This window comes from Periweissella fabaria (assembly GCF_918814575.1).
Lineage (GTDB): Bacteria > Bacillota > Bacilli > Lactobacillales > Lactobacillaceae > Periweissella > Periweissella fabaria.
Genome location: NZ_CAKKNS010000004.1, coordinates 25,076 through 41,029 on the forward strand (window position 1 = coordinate 25,076; position 15,954 = coordinate 41,029).

Annotated in this window: 17 protein-coding genes; 2 read left to right on the forward strand and 15 right to left on the reverse strand. The window is 36.9% G+C overall.

The window, feature by feature from the left end:
- Positions 1-47: 47 nt before the first annotated feature.
- The 8 genes from LQZ75_RS05130 to LQZ75_RS05165 form a co-directional block, all read right to left on the reverse strand.
- Positions 48-710: an amino acid ABC transporter permease gene (locus LQZ75_RS05130; RefSeq protein ID WP_230096764.1), complete on the reverse strand. Its 663-nt coding sequence runs from the start codon at positions 708-710 to the stop codon at positions 48-50.
- A gap of 15 nt (positions 711-725) precedes the next feature.
- Complete coding sequence (locus LQZ75_RS05135; RefSeq protein WP_230096765.1) at positions 726-1,361, reverse strand: amino acid ABC transporter permease; 636 nt, start codon at positions 1,359-1,361, stop codon at positions 726-728.
- Entirely contained in the window at positions 1,354-2,193 is an 840-nt protein-coding gene (locus tag LQZ75_RS05140) for a transporter substrate-binding domain-containing protein (protein WP_230096766.1), read from the reverse strand. Before LQZ75_RS05140 ends, LQZ75_RS05135 begins: the two co-directional genes overlap by 8 nt.
- Before the next feature lie 33 nt (positions 2,194-2,226).
- Entirely contained in the window at positions 2,227-2,964 is a 738-nt protein-coding gene (locus tag LQZ75_RS05145) for an amino acid ABC transporter ATP-binding protein (protein WP_284707487.1), read from the reverse strand.
- 180 nt (positions 2,965-3,144) lie between these two features.
- Positions 3,145-3,942, reverse strand: a complete 798-nt coding sequence (locus tag LQZ75_RS05150; RefSeq protein ID WP_230096767.1) for a DUF6681 family protein — start codon at positions 3,940-3,942, stop codon at positions 3,145-3,147.
- 18 nt (positions 3,943-3,960) lie between these two features.
- A complete protein-coding gene (locus LQZ75_RS05155) occupies positions 3,961-4,449 on the reverse strand; it encodes a hypothetical protein (RefSeq protein WP_230096768.1) in 489 nt (162 codons plus the stop codon).
- Between the two features lie 86 nt (positions 4,450-4,535).
- Positions 4,536-5,102, reverse strand: coding sequence for a guanylate kinase (locus LQZ75_RS05160; protein WP_230096769.1), 567 nt, complete (start codon positions 5,100-5,102; stop codon positions 4,536-4,538).
- A gap of 186 nt (positions 5,103-5,288) precedes the next feature.
- Positions 5,289-6,695, reverse strand: coding sequence for an APC family permease (locus tag LQZ75_RS05165; protein ID WP_230096770.1), 1,407 nt, complete (start codon positions 6,693-6,695; stop codon positions 5,289-5,291).
- 421 nt (positions 6,696-7,116) lie between these two features.
- Here LQZ75_RS05165 and LQZ75_RS05170 point away from each other — a divergent pair, with 421 nt between their 5' ends.
- Entirely contained in the window at positions 7,117-9,525 is a 2,409-nt protein-coding gene (locus LQZ75_RS05170) for a Xaa-Pro dipeptidyl-peptidase (protein WP_230096771.1), read from the forward strand.
- 111 nt (positions 9,526-9,636) lie between these two features.
- Here the strand turns inward: LQZ75_RS05170 and LQZ75_RS05175 are convergent, their stop codons facing one another.
- The 3 genes from LQZ75_RS05175 to LQZ75_RS05185 all read right to left on the reverse strand — a co-directional run bounded on the left by LQZ75_RS05175 (position 9,637) and on the right by LQZ75_RS05185 (position 12,155).
- Positions 9,637-10,185, reverse strand: a complete 549-nt coding sequence (locus LQZ75_RS05175) for a biotin transporter BioY (protein ID WP_230096772.1) — start codon at positions 10,183-10,185, stop codon at positions 9,637-9,639.
- Entirely contained in the window at positions 10,178-11,140 is a 963-nt protein-coding gene (locus LQZ75_RS05180) for a biotin--[acetyl-CoA-carboxylase] ligase (RefSeq protein WP_230096773.1), read from the reverse strand. Before LQZ75_RS05180 ends, LQZ75_RS05175 begins: the two co-directional genes overlap by 8 nt.
- A gap of 109 nt (positions 11,141-11,249) precedes the next feature.
- Entirely contained in the window at positions 11,250-12,155 is a 906-nt protein-coding gene (locus tag LQZ75_RS05185; RefSeq protein WP_230096774.1) for a proline iminopeptidase-family hydrolase, read from the reverse strand.
- Positions 12,156-12,287: 132 nt separating this feature from the next.
- On the opposite strand from LQZ75_RS05185, the gene LQZ75_RS05190 reads away from it, so the two are divergent.
- Positions 12,288-13,142 carry an alpha/beta hydrolase gene (locus LQZ75_RS05190; protein WP_230096775.1) on the forward strand — a complete coding sequence of 285 codons (855 nt, stop codon included), beginning with the start codon at positions 12,288-12,290 and terminating at the stop codon, positions 13,140-13,142.
- 72 nt (positions 13,143-13,214) lie between these two features.
- Here the strand turns inward: LQZ75_RS05190 and LQZ75_RS05195 are convergent, their stop codons facing one another.
- The 4 genes from LQZ75_RS05195 to alr form a co-directional block, all read right to left on the reverse strand.
- Positions 13,215-13,850, reverse strand: coding sequence for a DUF421 domain-containing protein (locus LQZ75_RS05195; RefSeq protein WP_230096776.1), 636 nt, complete (start codon positions 13,848-13,850; stop codon positions 13,215-13,217).
- Positions 13,851-13,854: 4 nt separating this feature from the next.
- Positions 13,855-14,304, reverse strand: a complete 450-nt coding sequence (locus tag LQZ75_RS05200; RefSeq protein WP_230096777.1) for a DUF3290 domain-containing protein — start codon at positions 14,302-14,304, stop codon at positions 13,855-13,857.
- A gap of 84 nt (positions 14,305-14,388) precedes the next feature.
- The gene (locus LQZ75_RS05205) at positions 14,389-14,814 is read right to left on the reverse strand and encodes a type II toxin-antitoxin system PemK/MazF family toxin (RefSeq protein ID WP_230096778.1); all 426 of its coding nucleotides are present in this window, start codon (positions 14,812-14,814) and stop codon (positions 14,389-14,391) included.
- A gap of 1 nt (position 14,815) precedes the next feature.
- Positions 14,816-15,937: an alanine racemase gene (alr, locus tag LQZ75_RS05210; RefSeq protein WP_230096779.1), complete on the reverse strand. Its 1,122-nt coding sequence runs from the start codon at positions 15,935-15,937 to the stop codon at positions 14,816-14,818.
- Positions 15,938-15,954: the final 17 nt, after the last annotated feature.

The following is a 15,954-nucleotide window of genomic DNA, read 5'->3' on the forward strand; positions in this document are numbered from 1 at the left end:
ATTTAGCACGACAAACGCCAATTATTTTTATTATAGTAGTTTAATAATTAAGCCGTTTTATTGCCTCGGCGACCAAACCATGTTCCAACTAATGATAAACAGTAATTAACAATAAAGTACATTACTGCAATGGCTAAAAACATTGGAATCATGTAACTATTATTTTGTCCATAAATTATTTGGGCGTGGTACGTCAATTCTGGTAAAACAATAATTGTAGCCAATGACGTATCCTTAATTAACGAAATCAATTGGCTCACTAATGGTGGAATCATACGCTTATATGCTTGCGGTAAAATAATATGCCACATGGTTTGTGCCCCTGTAAGACCATTGGCACGGGCTCCTTCTGTTTGGCCGATTGGTACCGAAATAATTCCGGAACGGACAATTTCAGCAATCATCGCCGCTTCAAAAACAGTTAAAGCAGCAATTGCAGATGTCATAATATTTAACCGAATACCAAAGTTAGGTAAACCAAAATACGTGAAGAAAATAATTAACAACAATGGTAAATTACGTAAAATATCAACAATAAAGCCAACTACCATTGAAATAACCGGAAATTTAGCATACCGAATAACCCCTAAAAACGAGCCAATCACAAAACTTAATGCGCCGGAAATTAACGAAACTTCGATTGTAATCCATAACCCCTTTAATAAGAAAATGAGGTTAATTGATGTATAAGCATTTAAAAATTCTTGCATCTCATACCCTCCTTTCTACGCGAGTTTATTTTCTAGATAACGCATGTAATAGCTCAATGGTAAGGTAATTACTAAGTAAAATAACCCAACCACCACATACGTATCAATCGTATCAAACGTTGTTGAAGCAATTTCATTTCCTTGATACATTAAATCAAATCCAGCCACAAAGGCTAAAATTGAGGAATTCTTAACAAGATTAATGAATTGATTACCAAGAGGTGGAATCACAATTTTAAACGCTTGCGGTAATACGATGATTCGCATGGTCTGCCAATATGTTAATCCATTCGCGCGGGCCCCTTCTGTTTGGCCTTTATCAACGGCTAAAATCCCTGCCCGCACAGTTTCAGCAATAAACGCTGAGGTATAGAGTGCTAAGCCAATGGTACCGGCTACTAGACCACTCATCTTAACAAATTGTGTCACAACTACATAAAAAAACATTGTAACTACTAACAACGGAATATTACGAAAAATTTGAATATAAATATGGGCAATTGTATTCACCAATTTATTTGGCACAATTTCAAGGATTGCAAAGCCGGTCCCTAAAATCATTGAGATTATAAGGGCAATGATACTTGATAGTAAGGTAATTCCAAATCCGTGAACGAAATCTGACCAATGAGTTGTTAAAATATTAATCATTTAATAACGTCCTCCAATTAAATCCTGGCACATTACTGAACCATTTTTTGACTAAGCGATCATAGGTACCATCTTTATGAATCGCCGCAATTGCTTTGTTAATAGCATTTTTTAATTCAGCTTGATTTTTATCAATCGCCACACTATATGGTTCTTTGGTAAAAGTACCACCAACAACACGCGTAGTTGGATTTTGTTCTGACATCCCGTACAAAATTCCGTTATCAGTTGTTAACGCATCACCTTGTCCTGATTTTAAAGCCGTCAGTGCTTGTGCATAATCTTGTAATTGTAACACGTGTGCTTTAGGAGCTACTTTTTTGATATTGATTACTGAATTTGACCCAACAGTTCCTAATACCGTCACACCTTTATGATTTAAATCATTAACATCTTTAATTTTGCTACCTTTAACAACTAGCAATGATTGGCCCGCATTAAAATATGGTTTTGAAAAATCAACAATTTTAGCCCGCTCAGGTGTTCCCGTCATAGTAGCAATAATTGCTTGAATATTACCATTTTTTAACAGCGGAATCCGCGTTTGTGACGTTACTTGAACAAACACCGGCTTGGCTTTGGGATCGATACGCTTGGTAATTTCTTTAGCCATATCAACATCGAAGCCTTCAATTTTACCGGTTTTAATATTCATCAAACCAAACAAACGAGTATCGGCTTTAACTCCCCAAACCATTTGTTTACTAGTATTAACCTTATCATATTCATTTTGCTTGGTTAGTGCCGTTTCATTACCACATGCACTTAGGGTTAAGAGCATGAGCATCAAGAAAGTCACTAACCCAAACAATTTATATTTGCGTACTGGCATTCAAACATCTCCTTTTCACTTGTATTAGTAATACTAGTGGTTTAACACTTGGCTCAGGAATTTCTTAGCCCGTTCTTCTTTTGGATTTTCAAAGAATTCCTTAGCACCACTTTTTTCAATAATTGTTCCATCCGCCATAAAGATTACTTGATCGGCCACTTGCTTAGCAAAGCCCATTTCATGGGTTACCACAACCATGGTCATATCTGAATCACGCGCAATTTTTTTCATAACTTCCAAAACATCCCCAATCATTTCGGGATCAAGGGCACTGGTTGGTTCATCAAAAAGTAATACCTTAGGTTTCATAGCTAATGAGCGCGCAATCGCTACCCGTTGTTCTTGACCACCAGAAAGCATGTTAGGATAACTATTACCTTTATCTGCTAACCCCACCATTTCCAATAATTTTTCGGCCAGTTCCCGATTTTCTTTTTCATCACGCTTAAGAACAATTCGAGGGGCTAACATAATATTTTCTAAGACCGTTTTGTTTGCGTATAAATTAAAGTGTTGAAATACCATTCCAACATTTTTACGTAATAAATTCATATCAGTTTTCTTTTTGGCAAGATTTTCACCGTGAACAATTAAATCTCCAGATTGAATTTGCTCCAATCCATTAATTGTCCGAATCAATGTTGATTTACCTGAACCTGATGGTCCAATCAAAACAACAGTTTTACCTTCTTCAATCTCCAAGTTAATATTTTTTAACGCATGAAAATTACCGTAATATTTTTCCACGTTTTTAAACTCGATCATTGCCATAAATAAACCTCCTAAAAATCATCTAGATTGTTTAATTTAAAAATTCAGCGGTGCTAAACTTTTAAATTTTAATCGTTATTAGAAATTTTAAATTTTTCTTTAACCCTTAGTTTATACGGTGTGTCTAATTTATGCAAAAAAAAAACTCTTTTCCGTAGAAATGAGTTTTTTCATTTTTTACTATTTTAAGCGATAAGCAACTTCCACCTTCAAGGTGTATGGATAAGCAGTTTCAATAAAACTACTACGTGTCATCGTTTTTCCTAAACCACCATTTACAATAATTGAAGCTAAGAAAACATCAGAATTTTTCAAGGCTGTTGCGACATCCGCTAAGCCAACCCGTGAAATTTCACCTAGGCGTACTGCTTGCATCTCATTAATTCCACCATAAATAACCAAATGAGTTCCTTCCATAACTAATTTAGCAAATGGGACTGTACTTCCTGGATGGTTAGCATAAATGGGCTTATCGTGGTCCAAAACTAATTGTTGGCGTAATTCGCGATCAGTCATTTTTTGATAATCTTGACTGATTAACCCTAAATTAAGCATTTGTTGGGCAACCGCTTGAATATTCGCCTCTTCATCACTATTACTCTTAACTGCAGTTGGTAAAACTTGTTGTTCTCGGTAAACCCCATTATTAGGTCCTACCACTTGTTGGGTATTTTGCTTAGCATCAGCTGCTTGCGTATTTCCAACAACTTTTTCAAAGTGTGGTGAAATATCAAAGTGGGCCTTTTTTTCGGTAAAATAATACATAAAATTTAAATAAATAACATACATCAAACCAATAAAGGCCGCAACTAATCCAAAGCCTCGCAAGTACCGTTGCGCCGTAATAAAACTAATCCCAATATATAAAATATACCAAGAACCTCCAAAACCAAGGATGGTATATAAACGGCCTTTAAACTTAGTATTAACATTGAAAAAACCAACATATTGATTTAATAAACCTAAAATCGTTAGCATCTTATTTTCCTTCCTATATTATTTATTAGTTGAAACACTACTTTGTTGAGCTGACGTTCCTTGTCCAGCTGGTGCCTTGTTTTCTGCTGGTGCACTACTTGACTGAGCAGGTGCTTGTTTTGATTCTTGGTCACCACTATCTGTTGAGTTTGTACTTGAACTTGTACTTGCATCGGTATTTTTATCGGTGTTTGAACTTGAAGTTGCTGGGTTACTTGAGCTTGATTTTTGGTCCTCTTGTTGGTCATTGGTAGTAGAACTAGAAGTCGCACTACTTGATGAACTAGATACCTCACTGCTTGAAGTTTCACTTGACGAATCAACACTAGAACTACTCTTAGCATCGTTGTCACTACTTGAAACTGGTGCACTAGGTGCTACCCGTTGAACGGGGTGTCCTTGATTAGTATTAGTTACTTGATTGACAACAACATTCGCTGCACTAAGAGCTAAAATAATTGATACTACGGCCACAGGGGTCATAAATGGTGGAGTTCGATAATTCATTTTTTATATCTCCTTAAATAAATCACACAATTTGTTACATTATCACATAGCTTGTATAGAATAGCATCTAAACCCTATAAAACCTATTAAATATTTTCTAATTTTAGGGATTGCATCAAATCTTTAATTTGTGTTTTTGCAGCTGTTAAATCATCATTTAAAATCACATGCACCGGATGATTATTGAGCTGCGGGGTTACTAAATCACGCTGAAAATCATCACTCGCTAGCCGTTGTTTTATTCTTTCAGGTTGATCACCCCGTTGCACTAAACGTTGCGCCAAAATCGTACTATTTGAAACGGTTACATAGACAATAATTGTTTGTGCTCCTAACTGATCAGCATATGTTTGGGCACCTTTAGTGTCTAATACAATTACCGCATCATTCCCAGTATGCCACACTAACTCTAAGGCCTCCCGTGAGGATCCATAACGATGACCAGCATATTCCACTTGTTCCAAATAATGTTTTTGCGCAAAAGTTGTTTCATTTTCAAAATAATAATCTTGCCCATCAATTTCACCTTTACGGGGAGACCGTGTTGTATGGGTTATTACTTTTTTCAAATTAAATTCCTGTTGGAGGTAGTGGGCAATCGTTGTTTTGCCTGCACCAGTTGGTCCGGTAATCACAAAAATCTTTCGTTGCATGTGTTCATTTCCTAAGTATTTTTATTTCTTATTATAAATGATTTTAACGATCCACATACGATTTATTTTATTTAATCCTACTATATACAAAAAAACATAGGTTTAAGCATGCGCAACCTATGTTTTTCTTACATATTATATTAATGGTAATTCCAGTGTTTCATCACCCACGAATTAGCATCAGTTTTATTTATCATTCAAATGAGACCGACGCATCCCGTAACCAAGGTAGATTAGAATTCCAATCACAAACCAAATCCCCCCAGCAATCAAGGTTGTCTTTTGTAACGTTGTCATTAAGTATAGTGAAACTAGTGCTGAGGCAATTGGTAAAACTGGGACTAATGGCATTTTGTAGCCATCATTTTTAATTGTCTTATTTTTCCGTAATAAGATAACACCCAATGATACAAAGATAAATGCCAGTAATGTTCCCATATTAACTAGTTCGGCCAATTGACCAAGGGGAACTAAGCCAGCCATTATTGAAACAATAATAACAACTACGATTAAGGCTTTCTTTGGTAACCCATTTTTTTCATCAATTTCACCTAAAAATGGTGGTAATAAACGATCACGTCCCATGGCGTATAATAATCGTGAACCAGCAAAGACCATCGCCATTAAACTAGTAAACATTCCCGCTAATGCCCCAATTGTTAAGAGGTATGCAATTCCGCGTTGACCAACTCGTTCTAGAGCAAATGCAACAGGATCACTAACATTTAAGTGTGTGTAGTGGACCATTCCAGTTAAGACAAACCCAACTAACGCGTAGAGAATTGCTGCAACAATCAATGTCCCAATAATCCCGATTGGCATGTTACGTTTAACATTTTTGGTTTCAGCCGCGGATGATGACACCGCATCAAAACCTAAGAAAGCAAAGAATACACTCGCTGCTCCAGCAAAAACACCTTGAATTCCAAAAGCACCATGCGCACGTGGTGGAATAATTGGTGAGTAATTATCAGCCTTAATGTAGAAAAAGCCAACGACAATAAATAAAACAATAATTGCAATTTTAAGTAACACCATTAAACGTTGGACAGCACTTGATGTTTGCTTTCCTTTAGTCAACAACCAGCCGACAAAAATTAAAATTAAAATTGCCACCACATTTAAGTATGAACCATGACTTGGATCAAATGAACCCGCAATAGCGGTTGGAATTTGAAAAAGTGGTTTTACAAAGTAACTAAAGTAAGCCGACCATCCAGTGGCAATAGCGGCGACCGCTAATAAGTATTCTAAAATCAGTGCCCAACCAAGGACCCAACCAATAACCTCACCATATAATAAATTACCGTAAGCGTAGGCTGAACCGGCAACTGGCATTGCTGAAGCTAACTCAGCGTAAGCCATAGCAGCTAAAGCACAAATAATAGCAGCAATAATAAAACTAAATACAATTGCCGGACCAGCCGTGGTTGCGGCAACCGTTCCTGGTAAAATAAAAATCCCGGTACCGATAACGGCCCCAATTCCCATACTTAATAAATCTTTAGCACCTAAAACTTTCGTCAAGTGCATGTCTTCGTTCAAGTAATTTTCTAAACTGTCTTTCTTGAACATTCTCTGTATAATACTCATACTCGATACTCCTATCAAAGTTAAATTTTCTGACAAAAAAAGGACGTCCGCAAGCTAGATAAATACTAAGCATACAGGCGTCCAAATTAATTACAATTTGACTAGGTTTGATAAGAGGTTTCATCAGGCCATTCCGGATACTTAGTAACAAGTAAACCCGCATGGCAAAATGATCTTGGCATCCGGATTTACATCTCGAAATAACCAAAATAAAAGTTTGATTTAACTGTATTTACATTTTTAATCATACTCTTAAACTTCCTTCTCTATTAGATGTTTTTAACTATACACATTTCATTCTAAGAAAGCAAGCTTTTTTTAAGTTTTCATATTTCACGCGCCACCAAACGGGTTTTTTATTAATTCTCATGAACTTTTAATGTATAATGTAGCTAATATACTTTTAAAAAGAGGTTTCTTTATGAAAAACAATCAATTTGCCCTATTGCCTGTTGATTCTAGCCAAGTTCTTGCGGAACTCAAACTAACCAAGTTTGTGGATGAACATGTTTTAGCAGCAACAACCATTCCCCATGCGTTCCAACTTTTATTAGAAAAAACATTCCCTGAAGTTGAAGATCAATCAGCTCTAAACACTAAATTAAGTACCTTGTTAGCCACGCCTAAATGTGACGTTTATACTTGGATTACATCCGCTAAGTTAATTACAGCTGATGTTTTCTACCGGATTGCTTTACAATTACTTGAATTTCTACCTGAAGTTGATTTTGATATTGATAATCCATTAGCCGCAATGGATAAAATGCATTTACCAACCGTTCAAACAAACCAATTTGATCGTGAAACCCTCTATGAAGCATGGTATTTATTACTTAATACCCATACTAAAAACGGTAAAAGTTTGCTTGACCGCCTAGCAACACGTGGCTATTTCCAACCTTTCATGTATGAAGCAGATACACCCCGCCCACTATTTTTCAATGGTAAGGCACAACCAGTTTTTGATACTCGCAACTTATTACACGAAGTCGTTTATATTGAAACTGACTTTGATACGGATAACGATGGCCAACGTGACTTAGTTAAAGCCGAAATTGTCCGCCCTATTGATGCTGACTTACAAGTCCCTGTCTTATTCACCGCATCACCATATAATCAAGGTACAAATGATGAGCATGGTGAAAAACTAACCCATAACGTTAATGTTCCATTAACACATAAAAAACCAACTGAGTTAGCCTACACTACAATTGAACATCATGCCAACCTTGAAACAACCATTGCACCACGTGAAATCGCTGCTGAAGTTGATACGGCAACAGAAACATTTGCCCGAGAACAAAGCTATACCCTCAATGATTACTTCTTAGCTCGTGGTTATGCGGTTATCTATTCTGCGGGTATTGGTTCCAAAGATTCAGAAGGTTTACAAACAACTGGTGATGAATATGAAGTTGCCAGTGCTAAAGCCGTTGTTGAATGGGTTCATGGTGATCGGGTGGCCTTCACTAATAAAACCGATAACTTGGCTATTAAAGCAACTTGGTCAAATGGTAAAGTTGCCATGACTGGTCGGTCATACCTTGGGACTTTAGCAACTGCTGTGGCTACTACTGGTGTTGCCGGTTTAGAAACAATTGTTTCTGAAGCCGCGATTTCTTCATGGTATGACTACTATCGGTCAAATGGATTAGTAATTGCCCCAGGTGGTTATCCTGGTGAAGATGCTGATGTGTTAGCAGAAGAAACTTTCTCACGACGCAAGCAACCTGGTGATTTTTATCGTATTAAAGATCAATATCAAGCATATCTTGACCAAATGGGGATTGACCAAGACCGCGATACTGGATCATATAATGCATTCTGGGATGCTCGAAATTACTTAAAAGATGTTGCTAACATTAAAGCTGATATCATCATGGTCCACGGTCTTAATGACTGGAACGTTAAACCTGAACAAGTAAACAATCTTTGGCACGCACTTGACGCAGCCCCCGTTAATAAAAAAATCATTCTCCACCAAGGTGAACACATTTATATCAATGCCATGCGTTCAATTGACTTTACAGACATGATGAATTTATGGTTTGCCCACAAACTATATGGTTTGGACAATCACGCCCCTGAATTACTGCCAAATGTGTTAATCCAAGATAACGTAACTCCTGAAACATGGCATGCCGAAAAAGATTGGGACGCCGTTACAGATAAAAAAATATTATATCTAAACAACGGTCAATTAAGTAATACAGCAGGTGATCGTAAAATCAGTTTCATGGATCAAGTCGGTGAAGAAGCTTTTAAAGCTTACACAAACGACATCGCTGCATGGGATCATTTGCTTAAAGCACCTAAATCCGCATTATCAACTAATCGCGCTTTATTCCAAACAGTACCGCTTGAACGGGCTGAAATTATTGACGGTCGCGTTACTGTTAAATTACGCCTAAAAAGTTCGGTTAACTTCGGGATGATCAGTTGTCAATTAGTCGATTATGGTGATGCTAAACGCTTTAATATTAAGCCCACGCCCCTTGGTGTCAAACTTGATAGCGGCTTCCAATGGCGTGAAGATACTTTAAATGAATTCACTCTAGCAAGTAAAGCAACACCATTTAAAATGATTAGTAAAGGTCACATCAACTTGCAAAACCGAACTAATGCATGGCAAGCTGATGAATTACGTGCTGATCAATATGTTGACGTTGAACTAGCATTGCAACCGACATATTATCACTTACCAGCTGGTCACCAATTAGGATTAGTAGTATACGCAACTGATTACGGAATGACTGTCCGTGGTAATCAAGATATTACTTACACAATTGATGAAAGTGCTAGTCAAATTAGCATTCCTTTCATTCCTTAATAGCCCCCATTTTAATCACAGGCAATACAAAAGGCCCGGAAAATAACTTTTCCCGGGCCTTTTTGCTATCGCTTAATTTCTGTCATAGCGACTTACTTGGCTAGCTTTTAATTATTTAAAAATACCAAACCGTTGAATAATCTTAGTAGCAACTAGCGTCACAATAATTACTTTAACAATTGCTAATGGTATAAAGACGACCATACCAGCATATAATGCTTGGATGACTGGTACATGAATCCATAGCGCATAAACAATCGTACCGAGTAATAATTGTAATAACGCCGCCACTAAGTTAACCAAACCAATTTGCCACCAACGATGATATTTAACAATCACTAAACTAACAACTGCTACATAAACAAAAAAGCCAAATAAGTAGCCTGCATTGGGACCAAAAAGAACAGTTAAACCAGTACTACCACCAGCAAATACTGGCAAACCAATGGCTCCTAAAATCAAATACAACCCAACGGTGCTCATACTTATTTTAGGACGGGCAATACTAGCAAATAACCCTAATGCTAGGGTTTGGCCTGTAAAAGGTACAATACCAAAAGGAATTGAAATTTGGGCAAAAATTGCTAAAAATACTGCAAATTCAGCGGCCAGAATTAACGTCCGAACATTCGCTTGTTTCTTACTCGTTGGTTTATCCATGATATTCTCCATCTAAAAGTTTTACTTTAGTAATTTCACCACCATTGAATATTTGAACACCCGTTGTTGTTGCCACAACTAAAGCTCCTTGGTTATCAATATCAACTACGCGGCCTTGAATTAATTTACCCCGTTGATCTAATACGATTTCATGACCGATTACTAATGAGTGTTCCCGATAATAAGCCAATAAAGCTGGTGTCAATTCACCCATTAATACTTGATACATTTCATCGATTAATCGTGCGACTAATAAATTACGATCTAAATCTTGTAAATTAAGTGAGCCCGCTTTGGCTTGCATTTCGATTGGAAAATTACTGGTGGTTAAATTAATGCCAATACCGACAATCACGTAACTCAATGAACCCGTTTCAAAATCAGTAATTCCTTCCGTCATAATCCCGGCAATCTTGCCATTTTCATAAATTAAATCATTAACCCACTTTATTTGTAATTTAACATGATACAAAGATTCAAATATTTTCACAACCGCTACCGCAGCCCCAGTTGTCAACAATCCGCTCGTTACATTTTTATTTGCCATCGGTAGCAACAAACTAATATAAACCCCGGTATCTTTTGGACTATAATATTGGCGGCCATAGCGCCCATATCCGGCCGTCTGTTGGTTAGCAATAATTGCTAACGGCCGACTCGGATTTTCTGTTGCTAGTTGCTTGGCTAACTTATTCGTTGAATCAATTGTTTGGAACACTTGGACCTGTAAACTATGCTGTAAGTGAACTGCAATCTGTTCGGCTGACAAATTTTTCGTACCTAAATACCGGTAGCCACGCCGATGTTGGCTTTCAATCAGATAGCCTTCTGCTTGTAATTGTTTAATAACTTTCCAGACCGCATTACGACTAACTTGATAACGTGTTGCTAATTGTTCTCCACTAGTATCCTCATCAGTATGCTGCATTAAATATGATAAAATTTCTGTTTTCAATTTTAGTCACCTTTTTTTTACTATATCAGTGACTAAAATGATACTATACCTCACGTTAAATTTCAAGACTAGCAAAAAACCGCACCCATATTAGGTACGGTCATAACTATTATTTAAAAGTGTTCTTTTCAACATCGTTAATAAATTGTGCTAAATTATCATAGTATACATCGGGATTATCCATCATAGCATGGTGGCCAGCATCTGGGGTAATGGCCAAGCGCGCATGTGGAATTTGTTTAGCCATCCGTTCAGCAGTTGCGACTGGCATGGTCTCATGACCTCCAAAAGTCACTAATGTTGGTACTGTAATATTTTGAATTTGATCACGTAAATCGAATTCTTTTAATTTTCCTGTGACCACAAATTCATTATCACCTTGGAATGGACCGTACACATCAGTTGCCATAGTTGAAATTAAGTGGGTTGGTAAAACTGGTTGCTTACGGTCAACATATTGCTCGTTGAGAATTTGCACATAACTTTGATATTGTGCATCTTCCCAATTACCAGCTGCTTCCACAGTCTTCATGTAAGCAACTGCGTCCGCCGGCAATGCTTCTTCACGTCGTTGATTAATCGAAACAACATATTCCTCAATATTATCTGTCATTGATGAAATAATGGCCCCTTTTAAATGTTGGCCATATTTCAAAGCATATAATTGAGTTAACGCACCACCCCAACTTTGACCAATCAAATAGAAGTCATCAATCCCTAATTTTTGTCGAACTTCTTCAACTTCATCAATATAATAATCATATGTTAAAATATTAGCATTTTTAGGATCAGAAAAATCTGGTTGATCAGAATACCATGATCCTAATTGATCATACATATGCACTTGAATATCTAAGCCACGTGCCGCTAAACGTTTAGCGGTATCTTCCCAATATTCATGATTTCCACCAGGGCCACCATGCAGTGCTAATAAGTGAATTTTACCGGAACCTTGTGTATTGGTCCAAAGATGATACCCATTGTCTAATTCAATAATCGTTGTGCCTGTCTTCATAATCGAAACCCCTTTTAATTTATTATCACTTATAAGGTAGTATAGCACTTTTGATAACGAGTAAAAATTTTAGCCGCATGTAAATTTAGTAAACAAGGTATAATAAACTTATGCCAATCTAGGAGGTCTGACATGTTCAATAAAAAATATCTATTGGCGCTTTTACCTATCATGCTTTTTTTAATTCTAAGTGGCTGTACGTCAGCCAAGCAATTAGTCAAAAAAGCTCCTGTTGATGCCCAATTCACGGATAACCCAACTTTATTTTTACATGGTTTTGGCGGGGATGCAGATTCAATGAAACCCATGATTAAATCAATTGAAGCAGCTAAACTTGGGACCGAAGTTGAAACGATTCACGTTCGTGCCAACGATACATTAACAACCAGTGGTACCCTAACTGCTAAACGGAATAATCCCCTCATTAACATTGTTTTCGATGATAGTACCAATGGAAACCCTGCCCATAATGCAGTTGTCTTGCAGGCAATCCTTAAAAAACTACATCGCCAATACCATTTCAAACAATTCAATGTCGTTGCGCATTCAATGGGAAATAGCACATTGGCAGAATATTTACTAAACAATGCTAATAATCCTGAATTACCAACTTTAAATAAGTACGTTGCCATTGCTAGTATCTCAAATAGCTTTATGGGTGGTAATAGTGGTAATACGCAAGCTAGCCGTTCACCACTTACCGCAACTGGTGAACCAACGATTAAAAGTGATATGTTCACGCATATTAGTAAGCTCCATACCACCTTCCCAAAAACCACACATGTCTTAAATATTTTTGGTAACCTCGATGATGGTTCTAATTCAGATGGAAGGGTCCCAACTAACTCAGCCCAAGCACTCAAATATTTAACAACACACGGTGCATCCTACCAACAGCAAGAGTTTATTGGTGCTGATGCGCAACACTCTAAATTAAAACGTAATCCCAAAGTTGAAAAGGCGGTTATGAAATTTCTTTTCGAATAAGGTATTAACCATAAATAAAAAGATCGTAATTACTAAGTTAGCTAAAACTTGGTAATTACGACCTTTTTCATATTAACTAATATAATTATGAATAATCAAATGACCATTAACATATTCTGCTAAATATATTTTCCGGACATCGTGTTGTTTTTGACTTTTTAACTGATCGTGTAACCATAATTCATCACGTTTAATCAAACTAAGCGCATCAAAATCGACTTGTCCATCTACAATAATTGGGTAAATAATATTATCTTCACCAAATTTGATAATTGTTATTTGCCCATTTTGTTCAAGAATTGCGCGTTTAACTTGATTGATTTCATAAATTCCTTGCATCCGGAGCTTAAACATTAACTCATTAGCTGACATACCAACTTTCAAACAACTACTGATATTTAACTTACCACGTTCAACTAAGCTAATTGGCCGCCCGTCAATGACAAAGCGCACATATCGATTATGTTCCTTGGCAAATTTAACAATTAAAACTAGTAGGGTCCAAATAACTAATACTAAGAAAAATTGTAGAACTGAAATACTATCATTATAAATAACACCCCCAATAATACCCCCAAGCACATAATTTTGCACTTGATCCAATGCTGAAGTCGGTGCTAAATTACCCTTTCCCAACAAATTAATTTGTAGAATTAGACATAATATCCCTAAAGCAAGCTTAATAATAATCGGACTATATAGTTGCATACTGTTAACCTTCCTCTCTTACAATCGTCACTTTAACCAATAAATGCGTCCGAACCAAAACATATGATGACTGATCTGCAGTTAGTTTAATTTGATAATAACTTGATCCCAATTTAACAATTATTCCATCGGTAAGTTGGGTCGCATTTACATAGACATCTTTAACGTTAAGATGCCGTTCTGCTGCAATGGCCTTCACAAAATTAATCATTTGTGTTGATTGGGTATCTTGGCTTTTCAACTTCGTATAGTCGGTATATTGTAATCCAAACATAAAAGTTAAAAATAAAAAGATGATAATACTTAAATCGCGATATTTTCGTTTTAGGCGCTTAAATATGTACAAACTTGTTAAAATAATAAAACTTAACACCGCTAACCCAATGATAAATGTTTGTAAATAATTATTTACCGCTGCTTGATGTTCTAAATATGTTAGATCATAAAAATTCATAATTTCTCCTGAGAATATTCACTCTACACAAACAAGCTCCACAATTATCAGCCGTAACCGTTAATAATTATGGAGCCCGTGTATTTATTTATTTTCTGGTGTATCCACCATCTCTAAATGTTCACTAGACCGATTTACTTCTTCGTAAGTCCGACTATCCGTTACTAATCCTAGACTAATCGCAAGTCCGACATCAACTTTACTCATAACCTCAGTATCTAAATGTGAAACTCGATCTTTAAGACGACTCTTATCAATCGTGCGTAACTGTTCTAGTAAAATGACTGAATCTTTAGCAATCCCCTCTTCGGTTGGCAAAAGAATATGGGTTGGTAATTTTGATTTTGATGCCTTGGCAGTGATTGCCGCAACAATTACTGTTGGTGAATAATAATTCCCCATATTATTTTGTACAATCACAACAGGTCGTGTGCCCCCTTGTTCAGAACCAGTTACCGGTGAAAGGTCAGCGTAATAAATATCACCACGCTTGATTTCAGTCTTTGCCATCCTATTTTACCTCGCGTTTAATTCTCGTTGAAAGATTCGTTACGATTTCATAGGGAATAGTATTAGCATACGTTGCCAATTCTACAAGTGATAAGTTTTGGCCGCCATTTTCACCGACAATTGTTACTTCTGTACCAACAGCATACTTTTTAGGTAACCGAATCATCATCTGATCCATGGTAACACGACCTACTATTTCGGCTTTTTGACCGTCGACAAGGACATGATAACCTTGCATACGTCGAAGAAAGCCATCGGCGTAGCCAATTGGCAATGTTGCAATCCACTCATTTTCAGTGGCTTGGTAAGTGGCCCCATAGCTAACTGACTTCCCCTTGGCCAGTTGCTTCACAAATACCATCTCTGTAGTTAATGATAACACGGGTTTTAACATTGGTGCAGATAAATCTGTCCCTGATGGGTTAAACCCATACATGCCCGCTCCTAAACGTAAAACATTAGTTTGCATCGCTTTAGGATGCCAAATAGTAGCCGCCGAATTAGCTGCATGAACATATTTAGGTAAAGGATTAACCACACTAATAGCTTCCTCCCAGTTGGCTACTTGGCTATCAAAATAAGCCTCGTCAACCGCATCAGCCGTTGCAAAGTGTGTAAACATTCCTTCAAAATTAAATTCCCGTGGATGGTTACGTAAAAATTTCACCATTTCACTTAAATCAACTGGATTTTGTGCGCCAATCCGCCCCATTCCAGTGTCGACTGCTAAATGAACCTTTAATGGCGGAATATCTTCACTATCTAAAATTGGTTGTGCTGCTTTAAGCCAGTCTAAATCACCAACGGTTAAAGAAATCCCATTAATCGCTGCATCAACAATATATTCAATTGAAGTAATCCCTAATACAAGAACCGGTTCCTTTTCATAACCTAATTCACGTACTTCTAAAGCTTCATCTAAAATGGCAACTGCAAACCCGGTTACTCCCGCTTGTTTTGCCATTTGTGTAATTTCACGAACTCCATGTCCGTATGCATTAGCCTTAACAACTGCAAAAACATTAATATCATCTGCAAACGGTGCTTTGGCAACATTAATGTTATGTACCAATGCATCTGTATCTAATGTAATTTTGGTTGGCCGATGAATCCCAATTGCCATATCTATATTTCACCTCT